Genomic DNA, 25,707 nt, shown 5'->3' with positions numbered 1-25,707 from the left:
GTCCAGGCAATAAAAACAGCCAGCAGTGTAAACTGCCTTACGGCTACATCAAGAATAATTCTTATTTTTATTCGCTATACGATGCCTGCCGGAAGGTCAGGTTATAGCGGTATTCGCCCGTCTGCGGATGAACGCCCGGCTTAAGCGGCTGTATGCCGTGGTAAAACAGCCTCGATTCGCCACCCCACACCACCACGTCGCCATGCTCCAGCATCAGGCGCTTGAGCGGATCGTTACGATGTAATCCGCCGAACTGAAAAACAGCGGGTAAGCCTAAGGATACCGAGACGATCGGCGCGCGCAGGTCGGGTTCATCTTTATCCTGATGCAAAGAGAGTTTTGCGCCCGGCGCGTAGCGGTTAACCAGACATGCATCCGGCCTGAAGTCGGCGTAGCCCGCCGCGGCTGAGGCATCGCGGCACAGCGTCTGAAAGACGTCAGGCATGGGCGGCCAGGGCGTGCCGGTCATCGGGTCAACCGATGCGTACAGGTAGCCGCGCGCATTCGTTGCCCAGCCAAGCTGGCCGCAGTTGGTCATTGCCACCGACATGGTATAGCCACCCGGCGTGACCATATGACGAAAAGGCGACGCGGCTGCGACTTCATCGATAGCCTCCAGCAGCGCCGCCGCTCGGGAGAGCGCAAAGCGCCGCAGGATCGCCGCCCCTGGCGCAAGCGGCTCCTGCCAGGGTTCCGCATCTGCAAATAGATCGAGCATTATTCCTCCCGGCCCCCGGCCTCTCGTTTTAGCAGCATTGCCTTTCGCGTCGTCCCCCAGCGGTATCCCGACAGCGCGCCATCGTTACGGACAACGCGATGACAGGGGATCACAATCGCCAGCTTGTTTGCACCGCAGGCTCCCGCAACTGCGCGCACCGCGTTAGGTTTGCCAATCGCCCGGGCCACCTGCTGATAGCTTGCCGTTTCACCGCGGGGAATGGCGCGGAGCGCCTGCCAGACCTGCTGCTGAAAGGCCGTGCCGCGTATATCCAGCGGAAGCGTGAACGGCACGTCGCGGCTATCGATACTGGCAATCACCTGCCGGATGCGCTGCGCAAAGGCGCCTTCAAGCGGCTCTGATTCGGCATGCGGAAACAAGGACTGCAGCTCGAGGATTAATGACGCATCGTCGTCACCCAATAAAATTGCGCAGATCCCCCGCTCGCTTTCGCCCACCAGGCAACGCCCAAGGGAACAATCGCTGATGGCGTAACGCACCGCAACATTGCCCGTTCGGTACTGCCTTGCGGTCATCCCCAGCGCATCATCCGCTTTGCGGTAGTAGCTGCTGCTATCGGGAAATCCCGCGGCCAGAACGGCATCGGTGATGTTATCCCCCTGAGCCAGCGCGCTGCGCAGACGCTGTTCTCGTGCCGCCTGCTGCCAGGCTTTCGGCGTCAGGCCGGTGACGGATTTGAACAGGCGATGGAAATGGAAAGGGCTGCTGGCAACCTGCTGCGCCAGCGCGTCGAGGGTTATCGCAGGATCCTGTGCCAGAAGGCGGCAGGCTTGCTCAACCTTTGCCAGCTTCTGCGCCTGCGGATCGCTTTGGTCCGGCAGGCAGCGCTTGCACGGACGAAACCCCGCCAAAGCGGCATGTTGAGCATCAGGGTAGAAGCAGACATTTTTACGCAATGCGTGACGGGCGCGGCAGGACGGGCGACAGTAAATCCCCGTCGTCTGCACGGCAAAAACAAACTGGCTATCTGCGCGGGGATCGCGGGCCAGCACGGCCAGCCAGCGATCGTCATCGGTCGTAAAGTTGGTTTTCATCATCATCGGCTCCTCTTACAAGCATACATACAGCGTGCCTGAGTGCCAGCGAACAAAAACCTGCAACCTTGCTTTTTAATTTTTTTCGCGCACCAGGAAGCTATTAAACTGCGGTGAGCTCCAGGTTTTAAAGCCGTCAGCCTCTTTGGTGATCATGTACACCGCCAACCCTTCCTGGCGAACCACCTCTTTGGCTTTCTCCGTACCGAGAACCATCAATCCGGTGTCCCAGGCATCGGCCTCCAGCGCGGTTGGCGCGATCACCGTGACGGACACGAGGTTATGTTGGATCGGACGACCGGTCTGCGGATCGATAACGTGCGAAATGCGCTTACCGTCAAGCTCGTAATAGTTACGGTAGCTGCCGGAGGTGCTGATGCCGTGACCGTTGATGTCAACAATCGCCTGCACGGCATTCTGCTCGTCGGTCGGTTTTTGAATCGCCACCCGCCACGGTTTTCCGCTGGCGTTCATTCCCCGGCTAACGAGGGCACCGCCCACGGACACCAGGTAACGTGAGATCCCCTCCTGCGCCATTAACGCCGCCAGATGATCCGCCGCGTAGCCTTCCCCTACCGTCGAAAGATCGACGAACAGATCGGGTATGTCTTTTTGCAGATACTGTTGGCCGTACTGGTTAATCACCGTCAGGTGCTGTAGCCCGGTGCGGGCGCGGGCGTCATCAATGGCCGCCTGGTCAGGCGTCTTTACCGGCTGTTTGTTCGGGCCAAATCCCCAGAGGTTCACCAGCGGCCCGACCGTCACGTCCATCGCACCGTTGGTTTTGTAGCCCACGCGTATGGATTCGGTAACGATATCGGCCATCGATTCACTCACCGGCCAGAGCGAGGTGCTTTTGGACAGGTTAAAACGCATCAGCGCCGAGTCATTTTTATAAGTAGAAAGCAGCTGATCGTCGGCGTCCAACTGCGACTGAATTTTGCCGCGCAGTTCGTCAGCACGCGCATTGTCGAGATTCATGACGCTTACGCGCCAGAAAGTGCCCATCGTTTTGCCTTCCAGCACCGTTGCCGCTGGCGCGCTGGTTTTTACAGGAGGGGTTGATGAGTCACATGCCGTCAGGAAAAAAAAGGTAGCCAGAACGCTGGCGCGTAAAAAAGTCATATCCATTCATTATTATCCTCATGCCAGGGCGGCAAGAGTACACCAAAACGGGTGAATTGTAAGACCTTAAAAAAGGCATGAAAAAAGGGGCCAGCAGGCCCCTAAGTCATATCGGCGAGCGATTAGAACTGGTAAACCAGACCCAGCGCTACGATATCATCCGTACCGACACCAGCCTGGCGGGTGAAGTCGTTGTCATCCAGCAGGTTTATTTTGTAGTCCACATAGGTAGACATGTTTTTGTTGAAGTAGTAAGTCGCGCCAACATCAACATATTTCAGGAGATCCTGATCGCCGTACCCTTCGATGTCCTTACCTTTAGACTGCAGGTAAGCCACGGATGGACGCAGACCAAAGTCGAACTGGTACTGTGCAACCACTTCGAAGTTTTGCGCTTTGTTAGCAAAGCCGTAAACGGTGCTCGGGTTGCTGCCGTTAGAGGTACCGAAACGAGTTGCGTTGTAGGTCTGAGAATACTGGGTTGCCAGATAGATGTTGTTCGCATCGTATTTCAGGCCGCCAGAGTAGACTTCTGCACGATCGCCATCACCCAGCGCCGCAGAGTTGTTCTGATCGTAAGTACGTTTGGAGGAAGCCATCGCACCACCGATGCTGAAGCCTTCGCCCAGGTTATAGGTCACGGATGCGCCGTAACCGTCACCGTTTTGTTTCAACAGGCTGCGGCCGCCGTCGTTTTCACCGTCAACGCTGCCGTTTTTGCCCTGATACTGCAGAGCGAAGTTCAGACCGTCAACCAGGCCGAAGAAGTCCTGGTTACGGTAGGTTGCTACGCCGTTAGCACGAGACTGCAGGAAGTTATCTGCACCGTAGGTATCGCCGCCGAATTCTGGCAGGACGTCGGTCCAGGAAGTCACGTCGTAGATAACGCCGTAGTTACGACCATAATCGAATGAGCCTGCGTCTGCGAATTTCAGACCTGCGAACGCCACACGAGTCCAGGACTGGTTATCACCTTCGTCGGTGTTGCCCTGAATCTGGTATTCCCACTGGCCGTAACCGGTCAGCTGATCGTTAACCTGAGTTTCGCCTTTGAAGCCGAGACGCATATAGGTCTGATCGCCATCCTGACCGTCGTCGTCAGAGAAATAGTGCAGACCATCAACTTTGCCGTACAGATCTAATTTGTTGCCGTCTTTGTTATAAATTTCAGCCGCATTTGCTGCGCCTGCTACCAGCAGTGCTGGTACCAGGAGGGACAGTACTTTAACTTTCATTTTATGAACCCTCTGTTATATGCCTTATTATTACCACTGCTTACTGATCAACCCTCTTAACCAGTCGGCAAGTTCATTCTCCTTAAAATTACAGAATAATCCAATGGGAATATGATACGAAAACTTTGAAGATGTTTCATTTATCGCCCAAGATGTTTCAATATGTAAACATCAGGGAACTTTTACAAAGCACAAAGAGCTTAAAAATATAGCACGCATAATCAAACAGTTATAAATAAACATAAAAATCAATAAGTTACAAAGCAAACATTTACAGCACTGAATGACAAAACAAAATGACGCAATATCACTAAAATAACTCTCGCTATCATCATTAACTTTATTTATTACCGTCATTCAGCTTTGAATGTCTGTTTATCCCAAATTCTACCGAATGCTCTGCATTCGGTTTTTTTTTACCTTTCTTTACGTAATTATGATTTTTTTGTGCTACCGCCATGAAATTGTAACGACTATTAACTAAATCCTCTCAAGACCCTTCCCACTCGCAATTTTTGAATGAAAAACATAATTTCTTGTTTATTCGTGCTATTCCTGAGGCGTTCTTGTTCTTTATTTGTACACTCCTCGATGAGTTGTACATGTTTAACCCAAGGCTAACGTCGAATAACCGCAGCGGAAAAAGTCGCATCTTCTCTGACAGTGACGCTGGAAATTCAACTATTACCCTTTATACTGCCGTATCCCCTTACAGCACGGCCATCACGGGTTAAACATATCAATGAGTCAGACTGAAACAACTCCCGCCAGTAAGTTCTCCCTTCTACCCGGGAGTATTACCCGTTTCTTTCTTCTGTTGATCGTGGTGCTGTTGGTCACAATGGGTGTCATGGTTCAGAGCGCCGTCAACGCATGGCTGAAGGATAAAAGCTATCAGGTGGTTGATATCACCCATGCCGTGCACAAGCGTATAGATACCTGGCGCTATGCCACCTGGCAGATTTACGACAATATTGCAGCCGCGCCATCAACGTCATCAGGAGAAGGGCTGCAGGAGACACGCCTCAAGCAGGATGTCTATTATCTTGAAAAACCGCAGCGTAAGACGGAAGCCCTCATTTTTGGCTCCCACGACAGCGCAACGCTTGAGATGACGCAGCGCATTTCAAGCTACCTTGATACCCTCTGGGGTGCCGAGACGGTGCCGTGGTCGATGTACTATCTGAACGGTCAGGACAACAGCATGATCCTGATCTCAACGCTGCCGCTGAAAGATCTCTCCTCCGGTTTTAAAGAGACCACCGTGGGCAGTATCGTCGATTCCCGCCGGGCAGAAATGCTCCAGCAGGCTAACGCCCTTGACGAGCGCGAGAGCTTCTCGTCGCTGCGTCGCCTGGCCTGGCAAAACGGCCATTACTTTACCCTGCGTACAACCTTTAACCAGCCGGGCCATCTGGCGACCGTGGTCGCCTTCGATTTGCCCGTCAATGATTTGATCCCACCGGATATGCCGCTCGACAGCTTCCGCCTCGACCCCGACAACAGCACGCAAAATATGCGTACACCAGCGGACAAAGAGGCCGCGGAGAGCGTATCCATCTCCTTCAACGGCTCCAGGATTGAAATTGCATCATCCCTTAACTCGACCGGCATGCGTCTTGTGTGGCAAGTACCGTTTGGCACATTGCTGCTCGACACGCTGCAAAATATCCTGCTGCCGCTGCTGCTGAATATCGGTCTGCTGGCCCTGGCGCTGTTTGGCTACAGCACGTTTCGTTTCCAGCCGGGACGTCAGAGTGGTTCAACCTCGGTGTCCACCGGCACCAGCAACGAGCTACGCGTGCTGCGCGCGCTGAATGAAGAGATCATCTCCGTGCTGCCGCTCGGCGTGCTGGTTCACGATCAGGAGGCGAACCGCACGGTGATGAGCAATAAAATTGCCGATCACCTGCTGCCGCACCTGAATCTGCAAAACATCACCACCATGGCCGATCAGCACCAGGGTATTATTCAGGCGACCATCAACAACGAGCTGTACGAAATCCGCCAGTTCCGCAGCCAGGTGGCATCGCGCACGCAAATCTTCGTGATCCGCGATCAGGACAGAGAAGTGCTGGTGAATAAAAAGCTCAAGCAGGCGCAAAGGCTGTATGAGAAAAACCAGCAGGGCCGCGCAGCCTTTATGCAGAATATTGGCGATGCCTTCAAGCAGCCGCTTAAAACCCTGGCGGCGCAGGCAGCAGAGTTAAGCACGCCGCAAAGCCAGCAGCTTGCCAGTCAGGCTGACTCGCTGGTTCGCCTGGTTGATGAGATCCAGCTGGCAAATATGCTTGAAAATGACAACTGGAAGGGCAGTCCTACCCTCTTCTCCATCCAGGCGCTGATCGACGAGGTCGTTCCTGACGTTCTGCCGGTCATTAAACGTAAAGGGCTGCAGCTGCTGATTAACAACCACCTACCCGCAAACGACGAACGTCACGGCGATCGTGAAGCGCTGCGTCGAGTTTTGCTGATGATTATTCAGTACGCCGTCACCACGACGCAGATTGGCAAAATCACGCTTGAGGTCAGCACGGACGAATCGGCAGAGGATCGCCTGACGTTCCGCATTCTGGATACCGGTGAAGGCGTGACGACGAGCGAAATTGATAATCTGCATTTCCCGTTCCTGAACGACACGCAACGCGATCATTATGGCAAAGCGAACGCCCTCACCTTCTGGCTGTGCGATCAGCTGGCACGTAAGCTGGGGGGCCACCTGAATATCAAGGCAAGGGAATCGCTCGGTACACGTTACTCCCTCCACGTTAAAATGGCGGCTAATCCGCAGGAAGAAGATGAAGAACGTCTGCTGGATGACGTCGTGGTGATGGTGGATGTGACCTCTAATGAGATCCGTAATATCGTGGTTCGTCAGCTGGAAAACTGGGGCGCAGCGTGCGTAACGCCGGACGAAAGGCTTGCGAGTCAAGAATTTGATCTGTTTTTAACTGATAATCCGTCTAATCTTACTGCCTCGGGCTTGCTTTTAAGCGATGATGAGTCAGGCGTGCGAAAAATCGGCCCTGGCCAGCTGCGCGTCAACTTTAATATGAGCAATGCGATGCAGGAGGCTGTACTACAACTAATAGAAGAGCAGCTGGCGCAGGAAGAGATATCGGAGTCACCGTTAGGCGGCAATGAAAATGCCGAGCTCCATGCCAGCGGCTACTATTCACTCTTTGTTGATACAGTTCCAGATGATGTTAAGCGGTTGTATACTGAGTCCGCTGCGAATGATTTTGCAGCGCTGGCACAGACAGCACACCGGCTTAAAGGGGTGTTTGCCATGCTTAATCTGGTTCCCGGCAAGCAGTTATGTGAAACGCTGGAACATCTAATTCGTGAGAAAGATGCCTCTGGCATTGAAAAATACATCAGCGACATTGACGCCTACGTCAAGAGCTTGCTGTAGCAAGGTAGCCTTATACATGAACAATATGAACGTAATTATTGCCGATGACCATCCGATTGTACTGTTCGGTATTCGCAAATCACTTGAGCAGATCGAGTGGGTGAATGTAGTCGGTGAATTTGAAGACTCCACAGCACTGATCAATAACCTTCCAAAGCTTGATGCACACGTGCTTATTACCGATCTCTCCATGCCCGGTGATAAATACGGTGACGGCATTACGCTGATTAAATACATCAAACGTCACTTCCCGGACATTTCGATAATTGTTCTGACCATGAACAATAACCCGGCGATCCTGAGCGCCGTTCTGGATCTGGACATCGAAGGGATTGTGCTTAAACAAGGCGCACCAACCGACCTGCCGAAAGCGCTCGCTGCGCTGCAGAAAGGGAAGAAGTTCACGCCTGAAAGCGTCTCTCGTCTGCTGGAGAAAATCAGCGCGGGTGGCTATGGCGACAAACGTCTGTCTCCAAAAGAGAGTGAAGTTCTGCGTCTGTTCGCGGAAGGTTTCCTGGTGACCGAAATTGCCAAGAAGCTGAACCGCAGTATTAAAACCATCAGTAGCCAGAAGAAATCAGCAATGATGAAGCTGGGTGTGGACAATGATATTGCGCTGCTCAACTATCTCTCCTCCGTGACGCTGAGCGCAACGGACAAGGATTGACCCCGGACGGGTGTGCGGCCTGATGCCCTCACCCCGCCCCTCTCCCACAGGTAGAGGGTGAAAAACGTAAAAGGCCCGTAAGGGCCTTTTTTATATTCTGGTTTTTCTCACGCGATCCGCATAAATCGACAATGTCTGTTTCAGCACGTCCAGCGTCACCGGCTTCGACAGACAGCTGTCCATGCCGGATTCCAGACAGCGCTGCTTCTCTTCCGCCAGGGCATTTGCCGTCACGCCGACGACGGGCAGCGTCAGGCCAAGCTGGCGAATACGCTGCGTCAGGCGGTAGCCGTCCATATTCGGCATGTTAACGTCGCTCAGTACGATATCAATATGGTTTTTACTCAGCACGTTCAGCGCATCCACGCCGTCGTTGGCGGTTTTACACTGGTAGCCCAGAGAGCCAAGCTGGTCAGCGAGCAGGCGGCGGTTGATCGGATGGTCGTCCACCACCAGAATCATCATATCGTCATTCGCTGGCGTCAGGGAGTCCGGGGACGGCAGCGCGGCCGCGCCATCGCTGTCCTCCAGCTGAACGCTGTAAATACGCGCCAGCAGCCCTAACACCTCGTGCGGGGTTGCCACGCTGTGCAGCCACTCCCCGGGCGCATGCTCAAGCGGGATACCGATGTGACGGCGGCAGAAGATAATCGCCCCACGCCCCGGCCATGCCTGCTCCAGCATGTCGTCCGCTATCAGCATATCGTCCACGTCCGGCGTTTGCCCATCATAGCGCGATACCCGTATGCCGCTGTACGTTAGCATCGCCGTCAGGTAATCGTTTAGCGAGGCATTATTCACCGCCAGCCAGCAGCGCTTATCGCTCAATCCGTCGACCGTCGTTTTCGCCGGATACTGCGCAGAATAGAGCGGAATGCGGATGGTGAACTGGCTCCCCATGCCCGGCTCGGTATCAACAGAAATATCCCCGTCCATCATGCTGATGAGCTTCTCGCAAATCGCCAGCCCCAGCCCGGTGCCCTGGAAATTGCGCTGCACGCCCGTCCCGACCTGGAAGAACGGATCAAAGAGACGAACCACTTCCTTCGCAGGAATACCCACGCCGGTGTCACGCACGCGGATACTGAGGTAATCCCCTGACCTGCAGACGTGCAGCACGATACAGCCGACATCGGTGAACTTAATGGCGTTGCTGAGCAGGTTAGAGATGACCTGCTGCAGACGCATCGGGTCACCGTGCAGCGTCAGCGGTACGTCCGGTTCGATAAAGCAGTAAAGCCCCAGCTGTTTACGCACCACCAGCGGCATATAGTTGGCGCTGATATGGTTCATTACTTCACGCGGGGAGAACTCGCGCGGCTCGATTTTCAGCTGCTCGGACTCGATTTTCGAGAAGTCGAGAATATCGCTGATGATTTTCAGCAGCAGGCTTGAGGAGTTGTTCATCGCCGTGACGAGGCGATCGACCCCTTTCGGCAGCTCTTTGGTTTGCAGCAGGTCTAGGTTGCCGATAATTCCGTACAGCGGCGTTCGCAGCTCGTGGCTGACCGTCGCAAGGAACATCGACTTCGACTGGCTGGCCTGTTCCGCCGCCTGCGCCATCTCCTGCAGAGACTCTTCCATCTTCACGCGCGCGGAGACATCCACCAGCACGCAAATCGCCACGTTTTCATTACGATAGCGGGAATGGACGAAGCTGATTTGCAGATTGGTATGGGTACTCGTCAGCACGTCGACAAAGTTCACCTGCTGCCCGCAGATGATTTGCGTCAGCCGCTGCCTGTCCTCGTGCGTCAGCATGTTCAGGTAGTTATGCGCCAGCTCGTTGCTAAGAATGTTGGTCCCGTCCTGGGTGCGAAGAATACAGATCCCGACGGGCGCGGAGGCAACAATCTTACGGTTAAACTGCTCGTGCTCCTCCAGCCTTTGGGCATCGCTTTCAGCTGGAATGAAGATCCTGCGCTCGTACATACGCGCCAGGGTAAACAGCGCCCCACCCACCAGCAGGTTAAGCAGGATCGCATTCATGATAAGAATGCGTATCCGCTCCAACACCACGTCGACCGGCACGGAATAGACGATGCTCAGCGAGGATGGCGGCAGGCTTTTCTTCAGCACCAGCTCGCGGAAGCCAGAGGTGTAGCCAAACCACGAGCGCTCCTGCATCCAGTGCGGATCGACTTTTAAGCGGTTCTCCGGCCCGGTGAGCGAAATCAGGGAGTGGCCGTTTTCATCCAGAATAGTCACGCCCATCGGCAGGCTGCCCGGCGTAAAGAAGTTTTCCATGCGGATGGTTTGTTCTATGCCCAGCAGCGCCTGCAGGCGGTTGCCGAGGTAAACCGGCGTCAGGGCATAGAAATAGCCAACGCCCATGCGCGGGCCCTGGCTAATCCAGAAGATGTTATTGCCGCGCTCGTCCTGCGGCGCGTTGCGGTATTTCACAATGCGTTCGTGCAGGCTCTTCAGGGCATCGTCGCGCTCGACGGGCATATCGCGCAGGCCGAAGTCGGCCATGCAGAGATTCTCGCTGCCAATCAGGTAGACGCGGTTCAGGTCGTACGCGGCGGAGAAATTGTCGCGCCAGTAGCGCATAAACCACGCCAGTGATTCCAGCGATCCGCGCCAGGTATTGCCCATTGCGGAACAGTCGGAGTCTGGAAACAGCGGCTCAAAGTCCGGCACTTCGGTTTTATCATTACGCCCACGCAGCGCAAGCACGCCATTCTCAGCGGTGAGGCGATTTTCGGCAATGTACTTCAGCTCCTTCATGACGTCGGAGGTTCGCTGAATATAGCGCTGTGCCTGATCGGAGCTGAGGTTGAACTCCTGGCGGATCTCCGCTTCTTTCTGATGTAGCGCGTTTACGATGTAGAACACCGAGAACAGAGCCACCAGCAACCAAAGCAGGAGCGCCAGCGCCCGAAACAGATAGCGAGAGACTTTCAGCGTGGTACGAAAGGAGACGAGGTATTTCAAAGGGGCGAGGCTCCGCCGTCGGGGTCAAAAAGAATGTGGTTAAGGTAGCGGTAAACGCGACAGGTCGCAACGTTCACGTTTCTGCATCTGCAAAAGAAAAGGGCCGGAAATCGGCCCTTTTTTGCATCAGGAGACATTACTCGTCAGCGTCATCCGCTGCGTCGTCGTCGCTCTCCGCTTCCGGCGCGATTTCATCATCACCTTCCGCGACGCTGCCGTCGATGGAGTCGAGCTCTTCGTCATCCACCGGCTCAGCAACGCGCTGCAGACCCACCACGTTTTCATCTTCCGCCGTACGAATGAGGATAACGCCCTGGGTGTTACGCCCTACCACGCTGATCTCAGACACGCGGGTACGCACCAGCGTACCGGCATCGGTGATCATCATGATCTGGTCAGCATCGTCCACCTGCACCGCGCCCACAACGGAACCGTTGCGCTCGGTTACCTTGATGGAGATAACGCCCTGGGTGCCGCGAGACTTGGTCGGGTATTCGCTTTCCGCCGTACGTTTACCGTAGCCGTTCTGCGTGACGGTCAGGATAGCCCCTTCGCCGCGTGGAACGATCAGGGAAACCACGGCGTCTTCACCCGCCAGCTTGATGCCGCGAACGCCGGTCGCCGTACGGCCCATTGCGCGCACCGCGTTCTCTTTGAAGCGCACCACTTTACCGGCGGCGGAGAACAGCATCACTTCATCGGAACCGGAGGTCAGATCCACGCCGATCAGTTCGTCGCCTTCGTTCAGGTTCACGGCGATGATACCGGCAGAACGCGGACGGCTGAATTCGGTCAGTGCGGTTTTCTTCACGGTGCCGCTGGCGGTCGCCATAAAGACGTTCACGCCCTCTTCGTACTCGCGCACCGGCAGGATAGCCGTAATACGTTCGTTCGCTTCCAGCGGCAGCAGGTTGACGATAGGACGACCACGCGCACCGCGGCTCGCTTCCGGCAGCTGATAGACCTTCATCCAGTACAAACGACCGCGGCTTGAGAAGCAGAGGATCGTGTCGTGGGTGTTGGCCACCAGCAGGCGGTCAATAAAGTCTTCTTCTTTAATACGTGCTGCAGATTTGCCTTTACCGCCACGACGCTGTGCTTCGTAGTCGGTCAGCGGCTGATACTTCACATAGCCCTGGTGAGACAGGGTGACCACCACGTCTTCGCGGTTGATCAGATCTTCAATGTTGATATCAGAGCTGTTTGCGGTGATTTCGGTGCGACGCTCGTCGCCGAACTGATCGCGGACCAGTTCCAGCTCTTCGCGGATCACTTCCATCAGGCGCTCTGCGCTACCCAGGATGTGCAGCAGCTCAGCAATCTGCTCCAGCAGCTCTTTGTATTCGTCGAGCAGTTTTTCGTGCTCAAGGCCGGTCAGTTTCTGCAGACGCAGATCCAGAATCGCCTGGGCCTGCTGTTCAGTCAGGTAGTACTGACCGTCGCGCACGCCGAACTCAGGTTCCAGCCACTCAGGACGCGCAGCATCATCGCCCGCACGTTCAAGCATCGCGGAGACGTTACCCAGCGCCCAAGGACGGGCCACTAACGCCGCTTTCGCTTCCGCAGGGGTCGGTGCACGGCGAATCAACTCGATAATCGGGTCGATGTTTGCCAGCGCAACGGCCAGTGCTTCAAGGATGTGCGCACGGTCGCGCGCCTTGCGCAGTTCGAAAATAGTACGACGGGTCACCACTTCACGGCGGTGACGCACGAACGCGCTCAGGATCTCCTTCAGGTTCATGATCTTCGGCTGACCATGGTGCAGGGCAACCATGTTAATACCGAAGGAGACCTGAAGCTGAGTCTGTGAGTACAGGTTGTTCAGCACAACCTCGCCCACCGCGTCGCGTTTGATTTCAATCACGATGCGCATACCGTCTTTGTCAGACTCGTCGCGCAGCGCGCTGATACCTTCAACACGTTTTTCTTTTACCAGCTCGGCGATTTTTTCAATCAGACGAGCCTTGTTCACCTGATACGGGATCTCGTGAACAATAATGGTTTCACGGCCGGTTTTAGCGTCCGCTTCCACTTCGGCGCGGGCACGGATGTAAATCTTGCCGCGGCCGGTGCGGTACGCTTCTTCAATGCCGCGACGACCGTTGATGATCGCCGCCGTCGGGAAGTCCGGCCCCGGGATGTGTTCCATCAGCCCTTCAATGCTGATCTCTTCATCGTCGATATAGGCCAGGCAGCCGTTGATCACTTCGGTGATATTGTGCGGCGGAATGTTGGTGGCCATACCAACCGCGATGCCGGACGAACCGTTCACTAACAGGTTCGGGATCTTGGTTGGCATAACATCAGGAATGCGCTCTGTGCCGTCGTAGTTATCGACGAAATCAACGGTCTCTTTTTCCAGGTCGGCCATCAGCTCGTGGGCGATTTTCGACATACGGATTTCCGTATAACGCATCGCCGCTGCGGAGTCGCCGTCAACAGAACCAAAGTTACCCTGACCATCTACCAGCATGTACCGCAAGGAGAATGGCTGCGCCATACGAACGATGGTGTCATAAACGGCGGTATCACCGTGCGGGTGATATTTACCGATGACATCACCCACGACGCGGGCAGATTTTTTATAGGCTTTATTCCAGTCATTGCCCAATACGTTCATGGCGTATAGTACGCGACGGTGTACCGGCTTAAGGCCATCGCGGACGTCCGGCAGCGCACGGCCAACAATGACCGACATCGCATAGTCCAGATAGGAGCTTTTCAGCTCTTCCTCGATGTTAACCGGTGTAATTTCTCTCGCAAGGTCGCTCATCTAACCGCTATCCCTCTACTGTATCCCGGATTCAAAGGTCGCAAATTATAACACAGCCGCGGTGATTGAGGTAAACCTATACGCTTTATTCACGGGGATTGCCTGATATACTCCTTTGTCTTGCTAAATAAGGAGTAAAAGCGCCCATGAATGCCGAAAAATCCCCGGTGGCTCACAACGTTGACCACGAAGAGATTGCCAAATTTGAAGCGGTGGCGTCCCGCTGGTGGGATCTCGAAGGTGAGTTCAAACCGCTGCATCGCATTAACCCGCTGCGTCTGGGCTACATCGCAGAGCGTTCCGGCGGTCTGTTCGGTAAAAAGGTGCTCGACGTCGGCTGCGGCGGCGGCATCCTGGCGGAGAGCATGGCGCGCGAAGGGGCTACCGTTACCGGCCTGGACATGGGCTTTGAACCGCTGCAGGTTGCCCGGCTTCATGCCCTGGAGTCCGGCGTGCAGGTGGAATACGTGCAGGAAACCGTGGAAGAGCACGCGGCAAAACATGCCCACCAGTACGACGTGGTGACCTGCATGGAGATGCTGGAACACGTGCCCGATCCGCAATCGGTGGTGCAGGCCTGCGCAAAACTGGTGAAGCCGGGCGGACAGGTCTTCTTCTCGACCATCAACCGCAACGGTAAAGCCTGGCTGATGGCGGTCGTAGGCGCGGAGTACGTGCTGCGCATGGTGCCGAAAGGCACGCACGACGTGAAGAAATTCATCAAGCCTGCTGAGCTATTGAGCTGGGTTGACCAAACGTGGCTCAAAGAGCAGCACATCACCGGCCTGCATTACAATCCACTGACGGATAAATTCAAGCTCGCGCCGGGCGTAGATGTTAACTATATGTTGCATACAACCGCCAAAAACGACTAACGTCATCAACTATTCTTATAAAGATTGCGCGACATCATGTTGCGCAATTCTGACCTCCCGTTGAAGAAATCAGCACTCGATCAAATTTTGAATTTTTTTTCTTAATTATTGACATGTCGTCCAGGCCTTACGGTACGAGGACTTAGGCTTTTTTACCCTTTCACAACCTCAATTTAACCTCAAAATCAACCCTTGTGCTGAAATGATTCGATACTAGAATACTCACCATATAGCGTTTCTCTTATCGCAAACCCCCTATATGTAGTATTTATCCACAGACTTAGTCACAAGACGGATCTGTGGATAAACGGGGGATATTTTTTATTTCACGGACAGGTAAAACCCAATGAATCAGAGTCTGCTGGTGACAAAGCGCGACGGTACCACCGAGCGTATCAATCTGGACAAAATCCATCGAGTTCTCGACTGGGCAGCAGAAGGACTGAATAACGTATCTATCTCCCAGGTGGAACTGCGATCCCACATCCAGTTCTACGACGGCATCAAAACGTCTGATATCCACGAAACCATTATCAAAGCAGCGGCGGATCTGATCTCCCGCGACGCACCGGACTATCAGTACCTCGCCGCACGTCTGGCCATTTTCCACCTGCGTAAAAAAGCCTACGGCCAGTTTGAGCCGCCGAAGCTGTACGATCACGTGGTGAAAATGGTTGAGCTGGGCAAATACGACACGCATCTGCTGGAAGACTATACGGAAGAAGAGTTCGAGCAGATGAACGGGTTTATCGATCACTGGCGCGACATGAACTTCTCCTACGCGGCGGTGAAGCAGCTCGAAGGCAAATACCTGGTTCAGAACCGTGTAACCGGCGAAATCTACGAGAGCGCCCAGTTCCTCTATATTCTGGTGGCCGCCTGCCTGTTCTCTAACTACCCGCGTGACACCCGTCTGGAATACGTGAAGCGTTTCTACGATGCGGTATCCACGTTCAAGATTTCTCTGCCGACGCCGATCATGTCCGGCGTGCGTACCCCAACCCGTCAGTTCAGCTCCTGCGTACTGATCGAGTGCGGTGACAGCCTGGATTCCATCAACGCCACCTCCAGCGCCATCGTGAAATACGTCTCCCAGCGCGCCGGTATCGGCATCAACGCCGGTCGCATCCGTGCGCTGGGCAGCCCGATTCGCGGCGGTGAAGCGTTCCACACCGGCTGTATCCCGTTCTATAAACACTTCCAGACGGCAGTGAAATCCTGCTCTCAGGGCGGCGTGCGCGGCGGCGCGGCAACCCTGTTCTACCCGATGTGGCACCTGGAAGTGGAAAGCCTGCTGGTTCTGAAAAACAACCGCGGCGTTGAAGGCAACCGCGTGCGCCACATGGACTACGGCGTGCAGATCAACAAGCTGATGTACACCCGTCTGCTGAAAGGTGAAGACATCACCCTGTTCAGCCCGTCCGACGTGCCGGGCCTGTACGACGCGTTCTTCGCCGATCAGGACGAGTTCGAGCGTCTGTACACCAAATACGAAAAAGACGACAGCATCCGCAAGCAGCGCGTGAAGGCGGTCGACCTGTTCTCCCTGATGATGCAGGAACGTGCCTCTACCGGCCGTATCTACATCCAGAACGTGGACCACTGCAACACCCACAGCCCGTTCGACCCGGTCGTCGCCCCGGTGCGCCAGTCTAACCTGTGCCTGGAGATCGCCCTGCCGACCAAGCCGCTGGAAGACGTGAACGACGAAAACGGCGAAATCGCGCTGTGTACGCTGTCCGCATTCAACCTGGGCGCAATTAAGAGCCTGGATGAGCTGGAAGAGCTGGCGGTGCTGGCGGTTCGCGCGCTCGACGCCCTGCTGGATTACCAGGATTACCCGATCCCGGCCGCTAAACGCGGTGCAATGGGTCGTCGTACCCTGGGCATTGGCGTGATCAACTTCGCCTACTGGCTGGCGAAAAACGGCAAGCGCTACTCCGACGGCAGCGCCAACAACCTGACGCACCAGACGTTCGAAGCGATTCAGTACTACCTGATGAAAGCCTCCAACGAGCTGGCGAAAGAGCAAGGCGCGTGCCCGTGGTTCAACGAAACCACCTACGCGAAAGGCATTCTGCCAATCGACACCTACAAGAAAGACCTGGATGCGATCGTCAGCGAGCCGCTGCACCTCGACTGGGAAGGCCTGCGCGAGTCCATCAAGACCCACGGCCTGCGTAACTCCACGCTCTCTGCCCTGATGCCGTCCGAGACCTCCTCGCAGATCTCCAACGCCACCAACGGTATTGAGCCGCCGCGCGGCCACGTCAGCATCAAAGCCTCGAAAGACGGCGTGCTGCGTCAGGTCGTACCGGATTACGAAACCCTGGGCGGCAACTACGAGCTGCTGTGGGAAATGCCAAACAACGACGGCTACCTGCAGCTGGTGGGTATCATGCAGAAGTTTATCGACCAGTCGATCTCTGCCAATACCAACTATGACCCAACCCGCTTCCCGTCCGGCAAGGTGCCGATGCAGCAGCTGCTGAAAGACCTGCTGACCGCGTATAAATTTGGCGTGAAAACGCTGTACTATCACAACACCCGTGACGGTGCAGAAGACGCGCAGGACGACATGGTGCCGTCAATTCAGGACGATGGCTGCGAAAGCGGCGCATGTAAGATCTAAGCACTTCGCCGGGTGGCGCTACGCTTACCCGGCCTACGGTTTTGTAGGCCCGGCAAACGCAGTGCCGCCGGGCAATACAATCTCAACAGGACTCACCACAATGGCATACACCACCTTTTCACAGACGAAAAACGACCAGCTCAAAGAGCCGATGTTCTTCGGCCAACCGGTCAACGTGGCACGCTACGATCAGCAAAAATATGACATCTTCGAAAAGCTGATTGAAAAGCAACTCTCCTTCTTCTGGCGCCCCGAAGAAGTGGACGTTTCGCGCGATCGCATCGATTTCCAGGCCCTGCCGGATCACGAAAAGCATATCTTCCTCAGCAACCTGAAGTACCAGACGCTGCTGGACTCCATTCAGGGTCGTAGCCCGAACGTGGCGCTGCTGCCGCTGATCTCGATTCCTGAGCTGGAAACCTGGGTGGAAACCTGGGCGTTCTCCGAGACGATCCACTCCCGCTCTTACACCCACATCATCCGCAACATCGTGAACGATCCGGCGGTGGTGTTTGACGATATCGTAACCAACGAGCAGATCCAGAAGCGCGCGGAAGGCATTGCGCACTACTACGACGAGCTGATCGAGATGACCAGCTACTGGCATCTGCTGGGTGAAGGCACGCACAACGTGAACGGCAAAACGATTACCGTGAACCTGCGCGCGTTGAAAAAGCAGCTGTACCTGTGCCTGATGAGCGTGAACGCCCTGGAAGCAATTCGCTTCTACGTGAGCTTCGCCTGCTCCTTCGCCTTTGCCGAGCGCAAGCTGATGGAAGGCAACGCCAAAATCATCCGCCTGATCGCCCGTGACGAAGCCCTGCACCTGACCGGCACCCAGCACATGCTGAACCTTCTGCGCAGCGGCACGGACGACCCGGAGATGGCGGAAATCGCCGAAGAGTGCAAGCAGGAGTGCTACGACCTGTTCGTGCTGGCGGCCCAGCAGGAAAAAGAGTGGGCAGACTACCTGTTCCGCGACGGCTCCATGATTGGCCTGAACAAAGACATCCTGTGCCAGTACGTGGAGTACATCACCAACATCCGCATGCAGGCTGTCGGTCTGGATCTGCCTTTCCAGACGCGTTCCAACCCGATCCCGTGGATCAATACCTGGCTGGTGTCCGATAACGTGCAGGTCGCGCCGCAGGAAGTAGAGGTAAGTTCTTACCTGGTCGGTCAGATTGACTCAGAAGTGAATACTGACGACCTGAGCGACTTCCAGCTCTGATGTCACGCGTGACGCTACGTCTTTCCGGCACTGAGGTGCTGTGTCGGGAAGAGCACCCTTCTCTGCTGGTGGCGCTTGAGGCGCATCAGGTAGAAGTAGAGTACCAGTGTCGTTCCGGCTACTGCGGCTCTTGCCGCTGCCGCCTGGTCGCAGGCCAGGTGGACTGGCTGACCGAACCGCTGGCCTTTATTAACGATGGGGAAATTTTGCCCTGCTGCTGCCGGGCAAAAGGCGATATTGAGATCGAGATGTGATTGCTTCCTTATCCCCTCTCCCGGTGGGAGAGGGTTAGTTCGTAGGCCGGGTAAGGCGCAGCCGCCACCCGGCAATTTCAGCGTTAATCCTTCAAAAAGCTCACCGCTTTATCCGGGAAATCCGTAAACAGCCCGTCCACCCCCGCCTGGTTATACAACACCTCATAAAGCTGATTCACGTCCGTGGCATACTCCGGCAGCTGGTCTGCACGTACCGTATACGGATGCACCTGCATCTTGCTGGCGTGCGCCTCTTTCACCATCGCCGTCAGCTTCACGTGGCCCGGCGTAGAGCCTTCCGCCACCAGCATGTGGTAATCCGGCCCGATGCCGTCGGCGTACTGCGCAATCTGCTTCATCGCGCCCGGCCTGAACATCCAGTCGTAGCTGTAGTTAACCCACTTACCGTCCGGCTGCTTCTCCTGGGTTTCATTCCAGTCGGTATAGGCGATCAGCTGAACCAGGTTGAGGTTCATGCCCATCTTCGGTTCCAGCTCGGTTTTGATGCGCTTCAGCTCGGCAGCGTCAAAACACTGCAGGTAGACCTTGTCCTGCTTGCTGGTGTAGCCGTACTGTTTCAGCACCTCCAGCGTTTTCGCGGCAATGTCCTTCCCTTCCTGATGGTGGAACCACGGCGCTTTGATTTCCGGGTAGATGCCGATGTTTTTACCGGTAGAGTGGTTCAGCCCCTGAACAAACTCAATCTCCTCTTCAAAGGTATGAATGCGGAAGTCGGATTTGCCCATCGGGAAGCGCCCCGGATAGACCTGCACCTTCTTGCCGTTCTCAATCTCGAAGCCTTCGGTAAACTTCAGCGAGCGGATCTCCGCCAGCGTGAAGTCGATGGCGTAGTAGCGGCCATCTTTTCGCGCGCGGTCGGGGAAACGTTCCGCCACGTCCGTTACGCGGTCAAGATAGTGGTCATGCAGGACGACCAGCCGGTCGTCCTTGGTCATCACCAGATCCTGCTCCAGGTAATCCGCCCCCTGCGCATAGGCCATCGCTTTTGCCGGCAGCGTGTGCTCCGGCAGATATCCGCTGGCGCCGCGGTGGGCGATAACGATTTTCTCCGCCGCCAGCGCGGAGCCGGTCATCAAACCGGCCAGCAGCAGGCCGGTCGCTAATTGAGTTAATTTCATCGCAATGCTCCTTATTGACGACGCGCCTGCACTTCGGCGTGGTGGCGTTTTTCACCGATCATCACGACAATCAGCAGCAGTACCGCCAGCACGCTACCGCCAATCATCACCATAAAGCCGCCGTCCCAGCCGAAGAAGTCAACGGTGTAGCCCACGATGGCGCTCGCCGCGACCGAACCGCCCAGATAGCCGAACAGACCGGTAAAGCCCGCCGCCGTGCCCGCCGCTTTTTTCGGCGCGAGTTCCAGCGCGTGCAGACCGATCAGCATTACCGGACCGTAGATCAGGAAGCCAATCACGATCATACAGGCCATATCAACGCCAGGATTGCCCGGCGGGTTGAGCCAGTACACGACGGTCGCGATGGTGACCAGGGTCATAAAGAACACGCCCGTCGCACCGCGGTTGCCGCGGAACACTTTATCCGACATCCAGCCGCAGAGCAGCGTGCCCGGGATCCCGGCATATTCATACAGGAAATAGGCCCAGGACGATTTATCCAGCGCGAAGTGCTTCACCTCTTTCAGGTAGGTTGGTGACCAGTCGAGGATGCCGTAGCGCAGCAGGTAAACGAAGACGTTCGCCACCGCGATATACCACAGCAGCCTGTTAGGCAGGACGTACTTCATGAAGATCTGTTTTGCGGTCAGCTCTTCTTCGTGCTCCTTGCTGTAATCATCCGGATAGTCGTTTTTGTACTCTTCAATCGGCGGCAGGCCGCAGGACTGCGGCGTATCGCGCATCAGCGCGAAGGCAATAATCGCCACCACGATGGCGCCAAAGGCGGGCATATACAGCGCGGCCTTCCAGTCGTTGAACCAGGCCATACCGAGCAGGAACAGCAGAGGCGGAATACCGCCGCCAACGTTATGGGCGCAGTTCCACACCGACACGATGCCGCCGCGTTCTTTCTGCGACCACCAGTGCACCATGGTACGCCCGCACGGCGGCCACCCCATCCCCTGGAACCAGCCGCAGAGGAACAGCAGCACGAACATAATCGCAATGCTGGAGGTTGCCCACGGCACAAAGCCCATAAACAGCATCACCGCAGCGGCCAGGATCAGACCGGCAGGCAGGAACACGCGCGGATTCGAGCGGTCCGATACCGAGCCCATAATGAATTTGGAAAAACCGTAGGCAATGGAGATCCCCGACAGCGCGAACCCCAGATCGCCGCGGGAGAAGCCCTGCTCCACCAGATACGGCATGGCGAGCGCGAAGTTTTTACGTACCAGATAATACGCCGCGTACCCGAAGAAAATCCCCAGGAAAATTTGCCAACGCAGACGGCGGTAAAGCGGATCTATTTCTGCCTCAGGCAGACGCGCCCTGTGCGGCGCAGGTTTGAAGATACTGAGCATAACAGCCTCCGTGGCCTTGTATTGAGAGAGCAGGTGGCTCGCACCTGGATTCCAGAGGCGGGGATGTTAAGAAATCACGGTGATTGTTACTGTGAATCAACGCACAGATTGTTACAGAAATATGACAGGATGCGCAAAAAAGCGCATGAAATCACGTTTCACTTTCGATTTGCGCGCGTTTATGTTCGAAATCAAACAAACCACATTATTGATGTGGCTAAATGGTAAAAAACGAACATAGAGGGTAAACAATGACCATTCACGATCCTCGCTACAGCGATGTGATAATCATTGGCGGTGGTGCCACTGGCGCCGGGATCGCCCGTGACTGCGCCCTGAGAGGCCTAAGCGTTACGCTGCTGGAGCGCCATGATATCGCCACCGGCGCGACCGGGCGCAACCATGGCCTTTTGCACAGCGGCGCGCGCTATGCGGTCACCGACGGCGAATCCGCGCGCGAGTGTATTGCCGAAAACCAGATCCTCAAGCGCATCGCCCGACACTGCGTTGAACCCACCGACGGCCTGTTTATTACCCTTCCCGAAGATGACCTGCCGTTTCAGTCGACCTTTATCACCGCCTGCAATGCAGCCGGTATTCAGGCAGAGGCGATGGACCCGGCGCTGGCGCAGCGGCTGGAACCCTCGGTGAACCCGGCGCTTATCGGCGCGGTGAAAGTGCCTGACGGCACCGTCGATCCCTTCCGCCTGACCGCCGCCAATATGCTGGACGCCCGCGAGCACGGCGCGCGCATACTGACCGGGCACGAGGTCACCGGGCTTATCCGCGAAGGCAGTACCGTGCGTGGCGTACGGGTCTTTGATACGCAGTATAACGAGCACAGCGAGCTGTTTGCCGCCGTCGTGATCAATGCCGCGGGGATCTGGGGGCAGCGCATCGCAGAGTACGCCGATCTGTCGATCCGCATGTTCCCGGCCAAAGGGTCGCTGCTGATCCTCGATCACCGCATCAACAACCATGTCATCAACCGCTGCCGCAAACCGTCCGACGCCGACATTCTGGTGCCTGGCGATACCATTTCGCTGATCGGCACCACCTCCACGCACGTCGACTACAGCGAGATTGACTACAACCGCGTGACCGCCGAAGAGGTCGACATCCTGCTGCGCGAAGGGGAAAAGCTGGCTCCGGTCATGGCGCAGACGCGCATTCTGCGGGCCTACGCGGGCGTGCGTCCGCTGGTTGCCAGCGACAATGACCCGAGCGGGCGCAACGTCAGCCGGGGGATCGTGCTGCTCGATCACGCCGAGCGCGACGGCATGGAGGGCTTTATCACCATCACCGGCGGCAAGCTGATGACCTTCCGCCTGATGGCCGAGTGGGCTACCGATGCCGTCTGCCGCAAGCTGGGGAATACCGAACGCTGCGTGACGGCGGAACAGCCGCTGCCCGGCTCGCGGCAGTCCACCGAGAAGACGCTGCAAAAAATCATCTCGCTCCCCGCGCCGCTGCGCGGGTCCGCTATCTACCGCCACGGCGACAGAACGCCGCAGTGGCTGGGTGAAGGTCGCCTGAGCCGCAGCCTGGTGTGCGAGTGCGAAGCGGTCACCGCCGGGGAAGTGCAGTACGCCGTGGAGAATCTGACGGTCAATAACCTGCTCGATTTACGCCGCCGCACGCGCGTCGGGATGGGGACCTGTCAGGGCGAGCTATGCGCCTGCCGTGCCGCCGGGCTATTGCAGCGTTTTCACGCCACTTCCTCTACCCAGTCGCTTGCTCAGCTCAGCGATTTTCTGAACGAACGCTGGAAAGGCATTCAGCCCGTCGCCTGGGGGGACGCCCTGCGCGAAAGCGAGTTCACCCGCTGGGTCTACCAGGGACTTTGCGGCCTTGAAAAGGAGCCACAGGATGAAATTTGATACCGTGATTATCGGCGGCGGCCTGGCGGGCCTGCTCTGCGGCATTAAGCTCACGAAGCAGGGGCTGCGCTGCGCCATTATCACCCGGGGCCAGAGCGCCCTGCACTTCTCGTCGGGATCGCTGGATCTGGTGGACGACGCCTGGCGCGATAAACTGCCGCCCGAGCACCCCTATCACCTGATTGGCGCGCAGCATATCGACCGCTTTGCCCTTGAAACCGAAGCGCTGCTGGCAGAGTGCGGCGCGCGGCTGCAGGGCAGCGCGCGGCAAAACCATAAGCGCGTGACGCCGCTTGGCACCCTGCGCTCCGCCTGGCTCAGCCCGGAAGACGTTCCCGTCGCACCGTTTAAGGATGAGACCGTGCTGGTGGTCGGCATCAGTGGTTTTCTCGATTTTCAGCCGCACCTCGCGGCGGCATCGCTCTGTCGCCAGGGCGTTAATGCAGAAACAGCGGAGATAGACCTGCCCGAGCTTGACGTTCTGCGCGATAATCCCAGCGAGTTCCGTGCGGTCAATATTGCCCGACTGCTGGATAACGAAGATAAGTGGCCGCTGATCTATGAAGCGCTCAAACCCCTCGGTGAGAAATACGACGCGCTGTTTATGCCCGCCTGCTTTGGCCTTGCGGACAACCGTCTCTGGCGCTGGCTGTCGGAACGTCTTTCCTGCACCCTCGGGCTGCTTCCCACGCTTCCACCGTCCATTCCGGGCATTCGCCTGCATACCCAGCTGCAGCGCCGGTTCGTGGCGCAGGGCGGCGTGTGGATGGCGGGTGATGAAGTAAAAAAAATCACGCTGAACGGCGGCGAGGCCAGCGAGGTGTGGACACGAAACCACGGCGATATTCCCCTTCGGGCACGCTATACGGTGCTGGCCAGCGGCAGCTTTTTCAGCAACGGATTGCTCAGCAGCCGGGAGGGCATTCGGGAGGCGATCCTGGGGCTGGACGTCCGGCAAAGCGCCTCGCGCGCGGACTGGTATCAGAGTGATTTCTTCACCCCGCAGCCCTGGCAGCAGTTCGGCGTGATTGTCGATAACCAGCTGCATCCGCAACTTTCCGGTAAACCCGTCAGTAATCTCTTCGCCATCGGCTCGCTGCTGGGCGGCTACGATCCCATCGTGCAGGGCTGCGGCGGCGGCGTTTGCGCGGTGACGGCGCTCCACGTGGCAGAGCAGATTATCCAGCGCACGGAGGCTGAGCGATGAACGATACCCGTTTTGAAAGCTGCATCAAATGCACGGTATGCACCACCGTCTGCCCGGTCAGCGGCGTCAACCCGCGCTACCCCGGTCCGAAGCAGGCCGGGCCGGACGGCGAGCGCCTGCGCCTGAAGGACGGCAGGCTTTACGATGAAGCGCTGAAATACTGCATCAACTGCAAGCGCTGCGAAGTCGCCTGCCCGTCGGACGTTAAAATCGGCGATATCATCCAGCGCGCCCGCGCGCGCTACAGCACGCAGAAACCCACACTGCGCGACGCGATCCTGAGCCATACCGATCTAATGGGCAGCGTTTCAACGCCGTTTGCCCCGCTGGTGAACGCCGCAACCGCACTCAAGCCGGTGCGCCAGCTGCTGGATGCCACGCTTAAAATCGACCATCACCGCAGCCTGCCGAAATATTCTCACGGCACCTTCCGCCGCTGGTACAAATCCGTCGCGGCGGAACAGGCGCAGTACGCCGATCGGGTGGCCTTCTTCCACGGCTGCTACGTGAACTACAACCATCCGCAGCTGGGAAAAGATCTGCTCAAGGTACTGAACGCCATGGGCACTGGCGTGGAGCTGCTGAGTAAGGAAAAATGCTGCGGCGTGCCGCTGATTGCCAACGGTTTTACCGATAAAGCGCGCAGGCAGGCCAACACCAACGTCACCTCCCTACGCGAGGCGATTGTCGACAAAGGCATTCCGGTGCTGGCCACCTCGTCCACCTGCACCTTCACGCTGCGCGACGAATATCCGCACCTGCTGGACGTGGATAACACCGGCCTGCGCGAACACATTGAGCTGGCGACGCGCTTCCTGTGGCGCAGGCTGGACAGCGGAAAAACGTTACCGCTGAAGGCCTTACCGCTTAAGGTGGTGTATCACACGCCGTGCCACATGGAGAAGATGGGCTGGTCGCTTTATACGCTGGAGCTACTGCGGCTTATTCCGGGGCTGGAGCTGACGGTGCTGGACTCGCGCTGCTGCGGCATCGCGGGCACCTACGGCTTTAAGCGTGAAAACTATGCCACCTCGCAGGCGATTGTCGCCCCGCTGTTCAGGCAGATTGAGGAGAGCGGCGCGGATATCGTGGTGACCGACTGCGAAACCTGCAAATGGCAGATTGAGATGTCCACCAGCAAGCGCTGCGAACATCCAATCACCCTGCTGGCGAAGGCGCTGGGCTAAACGTTGCCGGGGC

The 25,707-nt window shown here is 56.6% G+C and carries 17 protein-coding genes; 9 read left to right on the top strand and 8 right to left on the bottom strand.

The annotated features are described in order from the left end of the window. Positions 1-67: 67 nt before the first annotated feature. The 4 genes from alkB to E0L20_RS16615 all read right to left on the bottom strand — a co-directional run bounded on the left by alkB (position 68) and on the right by E0L20_RS16615 (position 4,133). Positions 68-718, bottom strand: coding sequence for a DNA oxidative demethylase AlkB (gene alkB / locus E0L20_RS16630; protein WP_131634918.1), 651 nt, complete (start codon positions 716-718; stop codon positions 68-70). Continuing rightward, complete coding sequence (gene ada / locus E0L20_RS16625; protein WP_427854511.1) at positions 718-1,776, bottom strand: bifunctional DNA-binding transcriptional regulator/O6-methylguanine-DNA methyltransferase Ada; 1,059 nt, start codon at positions 1,774-1,776, stop codon at positions 718-720. The genes alkB and ada overlap by 1 nt, the downstream gene beginning before the upstream one ends. 72 nt (positions 1,777-1,848) lie before the next feature. Beyond that, positions 1,849-2,904, bottom strand: coding sequence for an FAD:protein FMN transferase ApbE (gene apbE, locus E0L20_RS16620; RefSeq protein ID WP_131634916.1), 1,056 nt, complete (start codon positions 2,902-2,904; stop codon positions 1,849-1,851). Positions 2,905-3,020: 116 nt separating this feature from the next. Continuing rightward, positions 3,021-4,133 (bottom strand): porin OmpC, encoded by a 1,113-nt coding sequence (locus E0L20_RS16615; protein WP_131634915.1) that lies wholly within the window; start codon positions 4,131-4,133, stop codon positions 3,021-3,023. A gap of 742 nt (positions 4,134-4,875) precedes the next feature. Here E0L20_RS16615 and rcsD point away from each other — a divergent pair. Both rcsD and rcsB read left to right on the top strand, forming a co-directional pair. Continuing rightward, positions 4,876-7,548 carry a phosphotransferase RcsD gene (gene rcsD, locus E0L20_RS16610; RefSeq protein WP_131634914.1) on the top strand — a complete coding sequence of 891 codons (2,673 nt, stop codon included), beginning with the start codon at positions 4,876-4,878 and terminating at the stop codon, positions 7,546-7,548. A 16-nt stretch (positions 7,549-7,564) separates the two neighbouring features. Next, positions 7,565-8,215, top strand: coding sequence for a response regulator transcription factor RcsB (gene rcsB, locus E0L20_RS16605; protein WP_003859405.1), 651 nt, complete (start codon positions 7,565-7,567; stop codon positions 8,213-8,215). Positions 8,216-8,305: 90 nt separating this feature from the next. On the opposite strand, the gene rcsC is transcribed toward rcsB, so the two are convergent. After that, entirely contained in the window at positions 8,306-11,152 is a 2,847-nt protein-coding gene (gene rcsC / locus E0L20_RS16600; RefSeq protein WP_131634913.1) for a two-component system sensor histidine kinase RcsC, read from the bottom strand. 136 nt (positions 11,153-11,288) lie between these two features. Beyond that, positions 11,289-13,925 (bottom strand): DNA topoisomerase (ATP-hydrolyzing) subunit A, encoded by a 2,637-nt coding sequence (gene gyrA / locus E0L20_RS16595; protein ID WP_131634912.1) that lies wholly within the window; start codon positions 13,923-13,925, stop codon positions 11,289-11,291. 146 nt (positions 13,926-14,071) lie between these two features. Here gyrA and ubiG point away from each other — a divergent pair, with 146 nt between their 5' ends. The 4 genes from ubiG to yfaE all read left to right on the top strand — a co-directional run bounded on the left by ubiG (position 14,072) and on the right by yfaE (position 18,917). Continuing rightward, a complete protein-coding gene (gene ubiG, locus E0L20_RS16590) occupies positions 14,072-14,800 on the top strand; it encodes a bifunctional 2-polyprenyl-6-hydroxyphenol methylase/3-demethylubiquinol 3-O-methyltransferase UbiG (RefSeq protein ID WP_131634911.1) in 729 nt (242 codons plus the stop codon). Positions 14,801-15,146: 346 nt separating this feature from the next. After that, a complete protein-coding gene (nrdA, locus tag E0L20_RS16585; protein WP_131634910.1) occupies positions 15,147-17,432 on the top strand; it encodes a class 1a ribonucleoside-diphosphate reductase subunit alpha in 2,286 nt (761 codons plus the stop codon). Between the two features lie 100 nt (positions 17,433-17,532). Beyond that, positions 17,533-18,663 carry a class Ia ribonucleoside-diphosphate reductase subunit beta gene (nrdB, locus tag E0L20_RS16580; protein WP_131634909.1) on the top strand — a complete coding sequence of 377 codons (1,131 nt, stop codon included), beginning with the start codon at positions 17,533-17,535 and terminating at the stop codon, positions 18,661-18,663. Beyond that, positions 18,663-18,917 (top strand): class I ribonucleotide reductase maintenance protein YfaE, encoded by a 255-nt coding sequence (gene yfaE / locus E0L20_RS16575; protein ID WP_119937067.1) that lies wholly within the window; start codon positions 18,663-18,665, stop codon positions 18,915-18,917. The genes nrdB and yfaE overlap by 1 nt, the downstream gene beginning before the upstream one ends. A gap of 83 nt (positions 18,918-19,000) precedes the next feature. Here the strand turns inward: yfaE and glpQ are convergent, their stop codons facing one another. Then, complete coding sequence (gene glpQ / locus E0L20_RS16570; protein ID WP_131634908.1) at positions 19,001-20,056, bottom strand: glycerophosphodiester phosphodiesterase; 1,056 nt, start codon at positions 20,054-20,056, stop codon at positions 19,001-19,003. Between the two features lie 11 nt (positions 20,057-20,067). Continuing rightward, positions 20,068-21,420, bottom strand: coding sequence for a glycerol-3-phosphate transporter (gene glpT, locus E0L20_RS16565; protein ID WP_131634907.1), 1,353 nt, complete (start codon positions 21,418-21,420; stop codon positions 20,068-20,070). A gap of 251 nt (positions 21,421-21,671) precedes the next feature. Between glpT and glpA the strand changes: the two genes are divergently transcribed. From glpA to glpC, 3 genes are read left to right on the top strand one after another with little or no spacing between them, the layout of a single operon-like run. Further along, a complete protein-coding gene (glpA, locus tag E0L20_RS16560) occupies positions 21,672-23,300 on the top strand; it encodes an anaerobic glycerol-3-phosphate dehydrogenase subunit A (protein WP_131634906.1) in 1,629 nt (542 codons plus the stop codon). Then, complete coding sequence (glpB, locus tag E0L20_RS16555) at positions 23,290-24,507, top strand: glycerol-3-phosphate dehydrogenase subunit GlpB (RefSeq protein WP_131634905.1); 1,218 nt, start codon at positions 23,290-23,292, stop codon at positions 24,505-24,507. Before glpA ends, glpB begins: the two co-directional genes overlap by 11 nt. Continuing rightward, on the top strand, positions 24,504-25,694 hold the full coding sequence (gene glpC, locus E0L20_RS16550) for an anaerobic glycerol-3-phosphate dehydrogenase subunit GlpC (RefSeq protein ID WP_131634904.1): 1,191 nt from the start codon (positions 24,504-24,506) through the stop codon (positions 25,692-25,694). Before glpB ends, glpC begins: the two co-directional genes overlap by 4 nt. The last annotated feature ends 13 nt before the right edge of the window (positions 25,695-25,707 follow it).

Source organism: Enterobacter wuhouensis (genome assembly GCF_004331265.1).
Classification (GTDB): domain Bacteria; phylum Pseudomonadota; class Gammaproteobacteria; order Enterobacterales; family Enterobacteriaceae; genus Enterobacter; species Enterobacter wuhouensis.
The sequence above is the reverse complement of the archived record's forward strand: the minus strand, read 5'-3'. Positions and strand labels throughout refer to the sequence as shown.

What these genes read in the sequence shown, in the direction of transcription:
- rcsD (WP_131634914.1), top strand. Translation starts at nt 4,876, where the DNA reads ATGAGTCAGACTGAAACAACTCCCGCCAGTAAGTTCTCCCTTCTACCC.
- ubiG (WP_131634911.1), top strand. Translation starts at nt 14,072, where the DNA reads ATGAATGCCGAAAAATCCCCGGTGGCTCACAACGTTGACCACGAAGAG.
- gyrA (WP_131634912.1), bottom strand. Translation starts at nt 13,925, where the DNA reads ATGAGCGACCTTGCGAGAGAAATTACACCGGTTAACATCGAGGAAGAG.
- glpT (WP_131634907.1), bottom strand. Translation starts at nt 21,420, where the DNA reads ATGCTCAGTATCTTCAAACCTGCGCCGCACAGGGCGCGTCTGCCTGAG.
- alkB (WP_131634918.1), bottom strand. Translation starts at nt 718, where the DNA reads ATGCTCGATCTATTTGCAGATGCGGAACCCTGGCAGGAGCCGCTTGCG.
- E0L20_RS16615 (WP_131634915.1), bottom strand. Translation starts at nt 4,133, where the DNA reads ATGAAAGTTAAAGTACTGTCCCTCCTGGTACCAGCACTGCTGGTAGCA.
- yfaE (WP_119937067.1), top strand. Translation starts at nt 18,663, where the DNA reads ATGTCACGCGTGACGCTACGTCTTTCCGGCACTGAGGTGCTGTGTCGG.
- glpC (WP_131634904.1), top strand. Translation starts at nt 24,504, where the DNA reads ATGAACGATACCCGTTTTGAAAGCTGCATCAAATGCACGGTATGCACC.
- nrdA (WP_131634910.1), top strand. Translation starts at nt 15,147, where the DNA reads ATGAATCAGAGTCTGCTGGTGACAAAGCGCGACGGTACCACCGAGCGT.
- apbE (WP_131634916.1), bottom strand. Translation starts at nt 2,904, where the DNA reads ATGGATATGACTTTTTTACGCGCCAGCGTTCTGGCTACCTTTTTTTTC.
- nrdB (WP_131634909.1), top strand. Translation starts at nt 17,533, where the DNA reads ATGGCATACACCACCTTTTCACAGACGAAAAACGACCAGCTCAAAGAG.
- glpQ (WP_131634908.1), bottom strand. Translation starts at nt 20,056, where the DNA reads ATGAAATTAACTCAATTAGCGACCGGCCTGCTGCTGGCCGGTTTGATG.
- glpB (WP_131634905.1), top strand. Translation starts at nt 23,290, where the DNA reads ATGAAATTTGATACCGTGATTATCGGCGGCGGCCTGGCGGGCCTGCTC.
- rcsB (WP_003859405.1), top strand. Translation starts at nt 7,565, where the DNA reads ATGAACAATATGAACGTAATTATTGCCGATGACCATCCGATTGTACTG.
- glpA (WP_131634906.1), top strand. Translation starts at nt 21,672, where the DNA reads ATGACCATTCACGATCCTCGCTACAGCGATGTGATAATCATTGGCGGT.
- ada (WP_427854511.1), bottom strand. Translation starts at nt 1,776, where the DNA reads ATGATGAAAACCAACTTTACGACCGATGACGATCGCTGGCTGGCCGTG.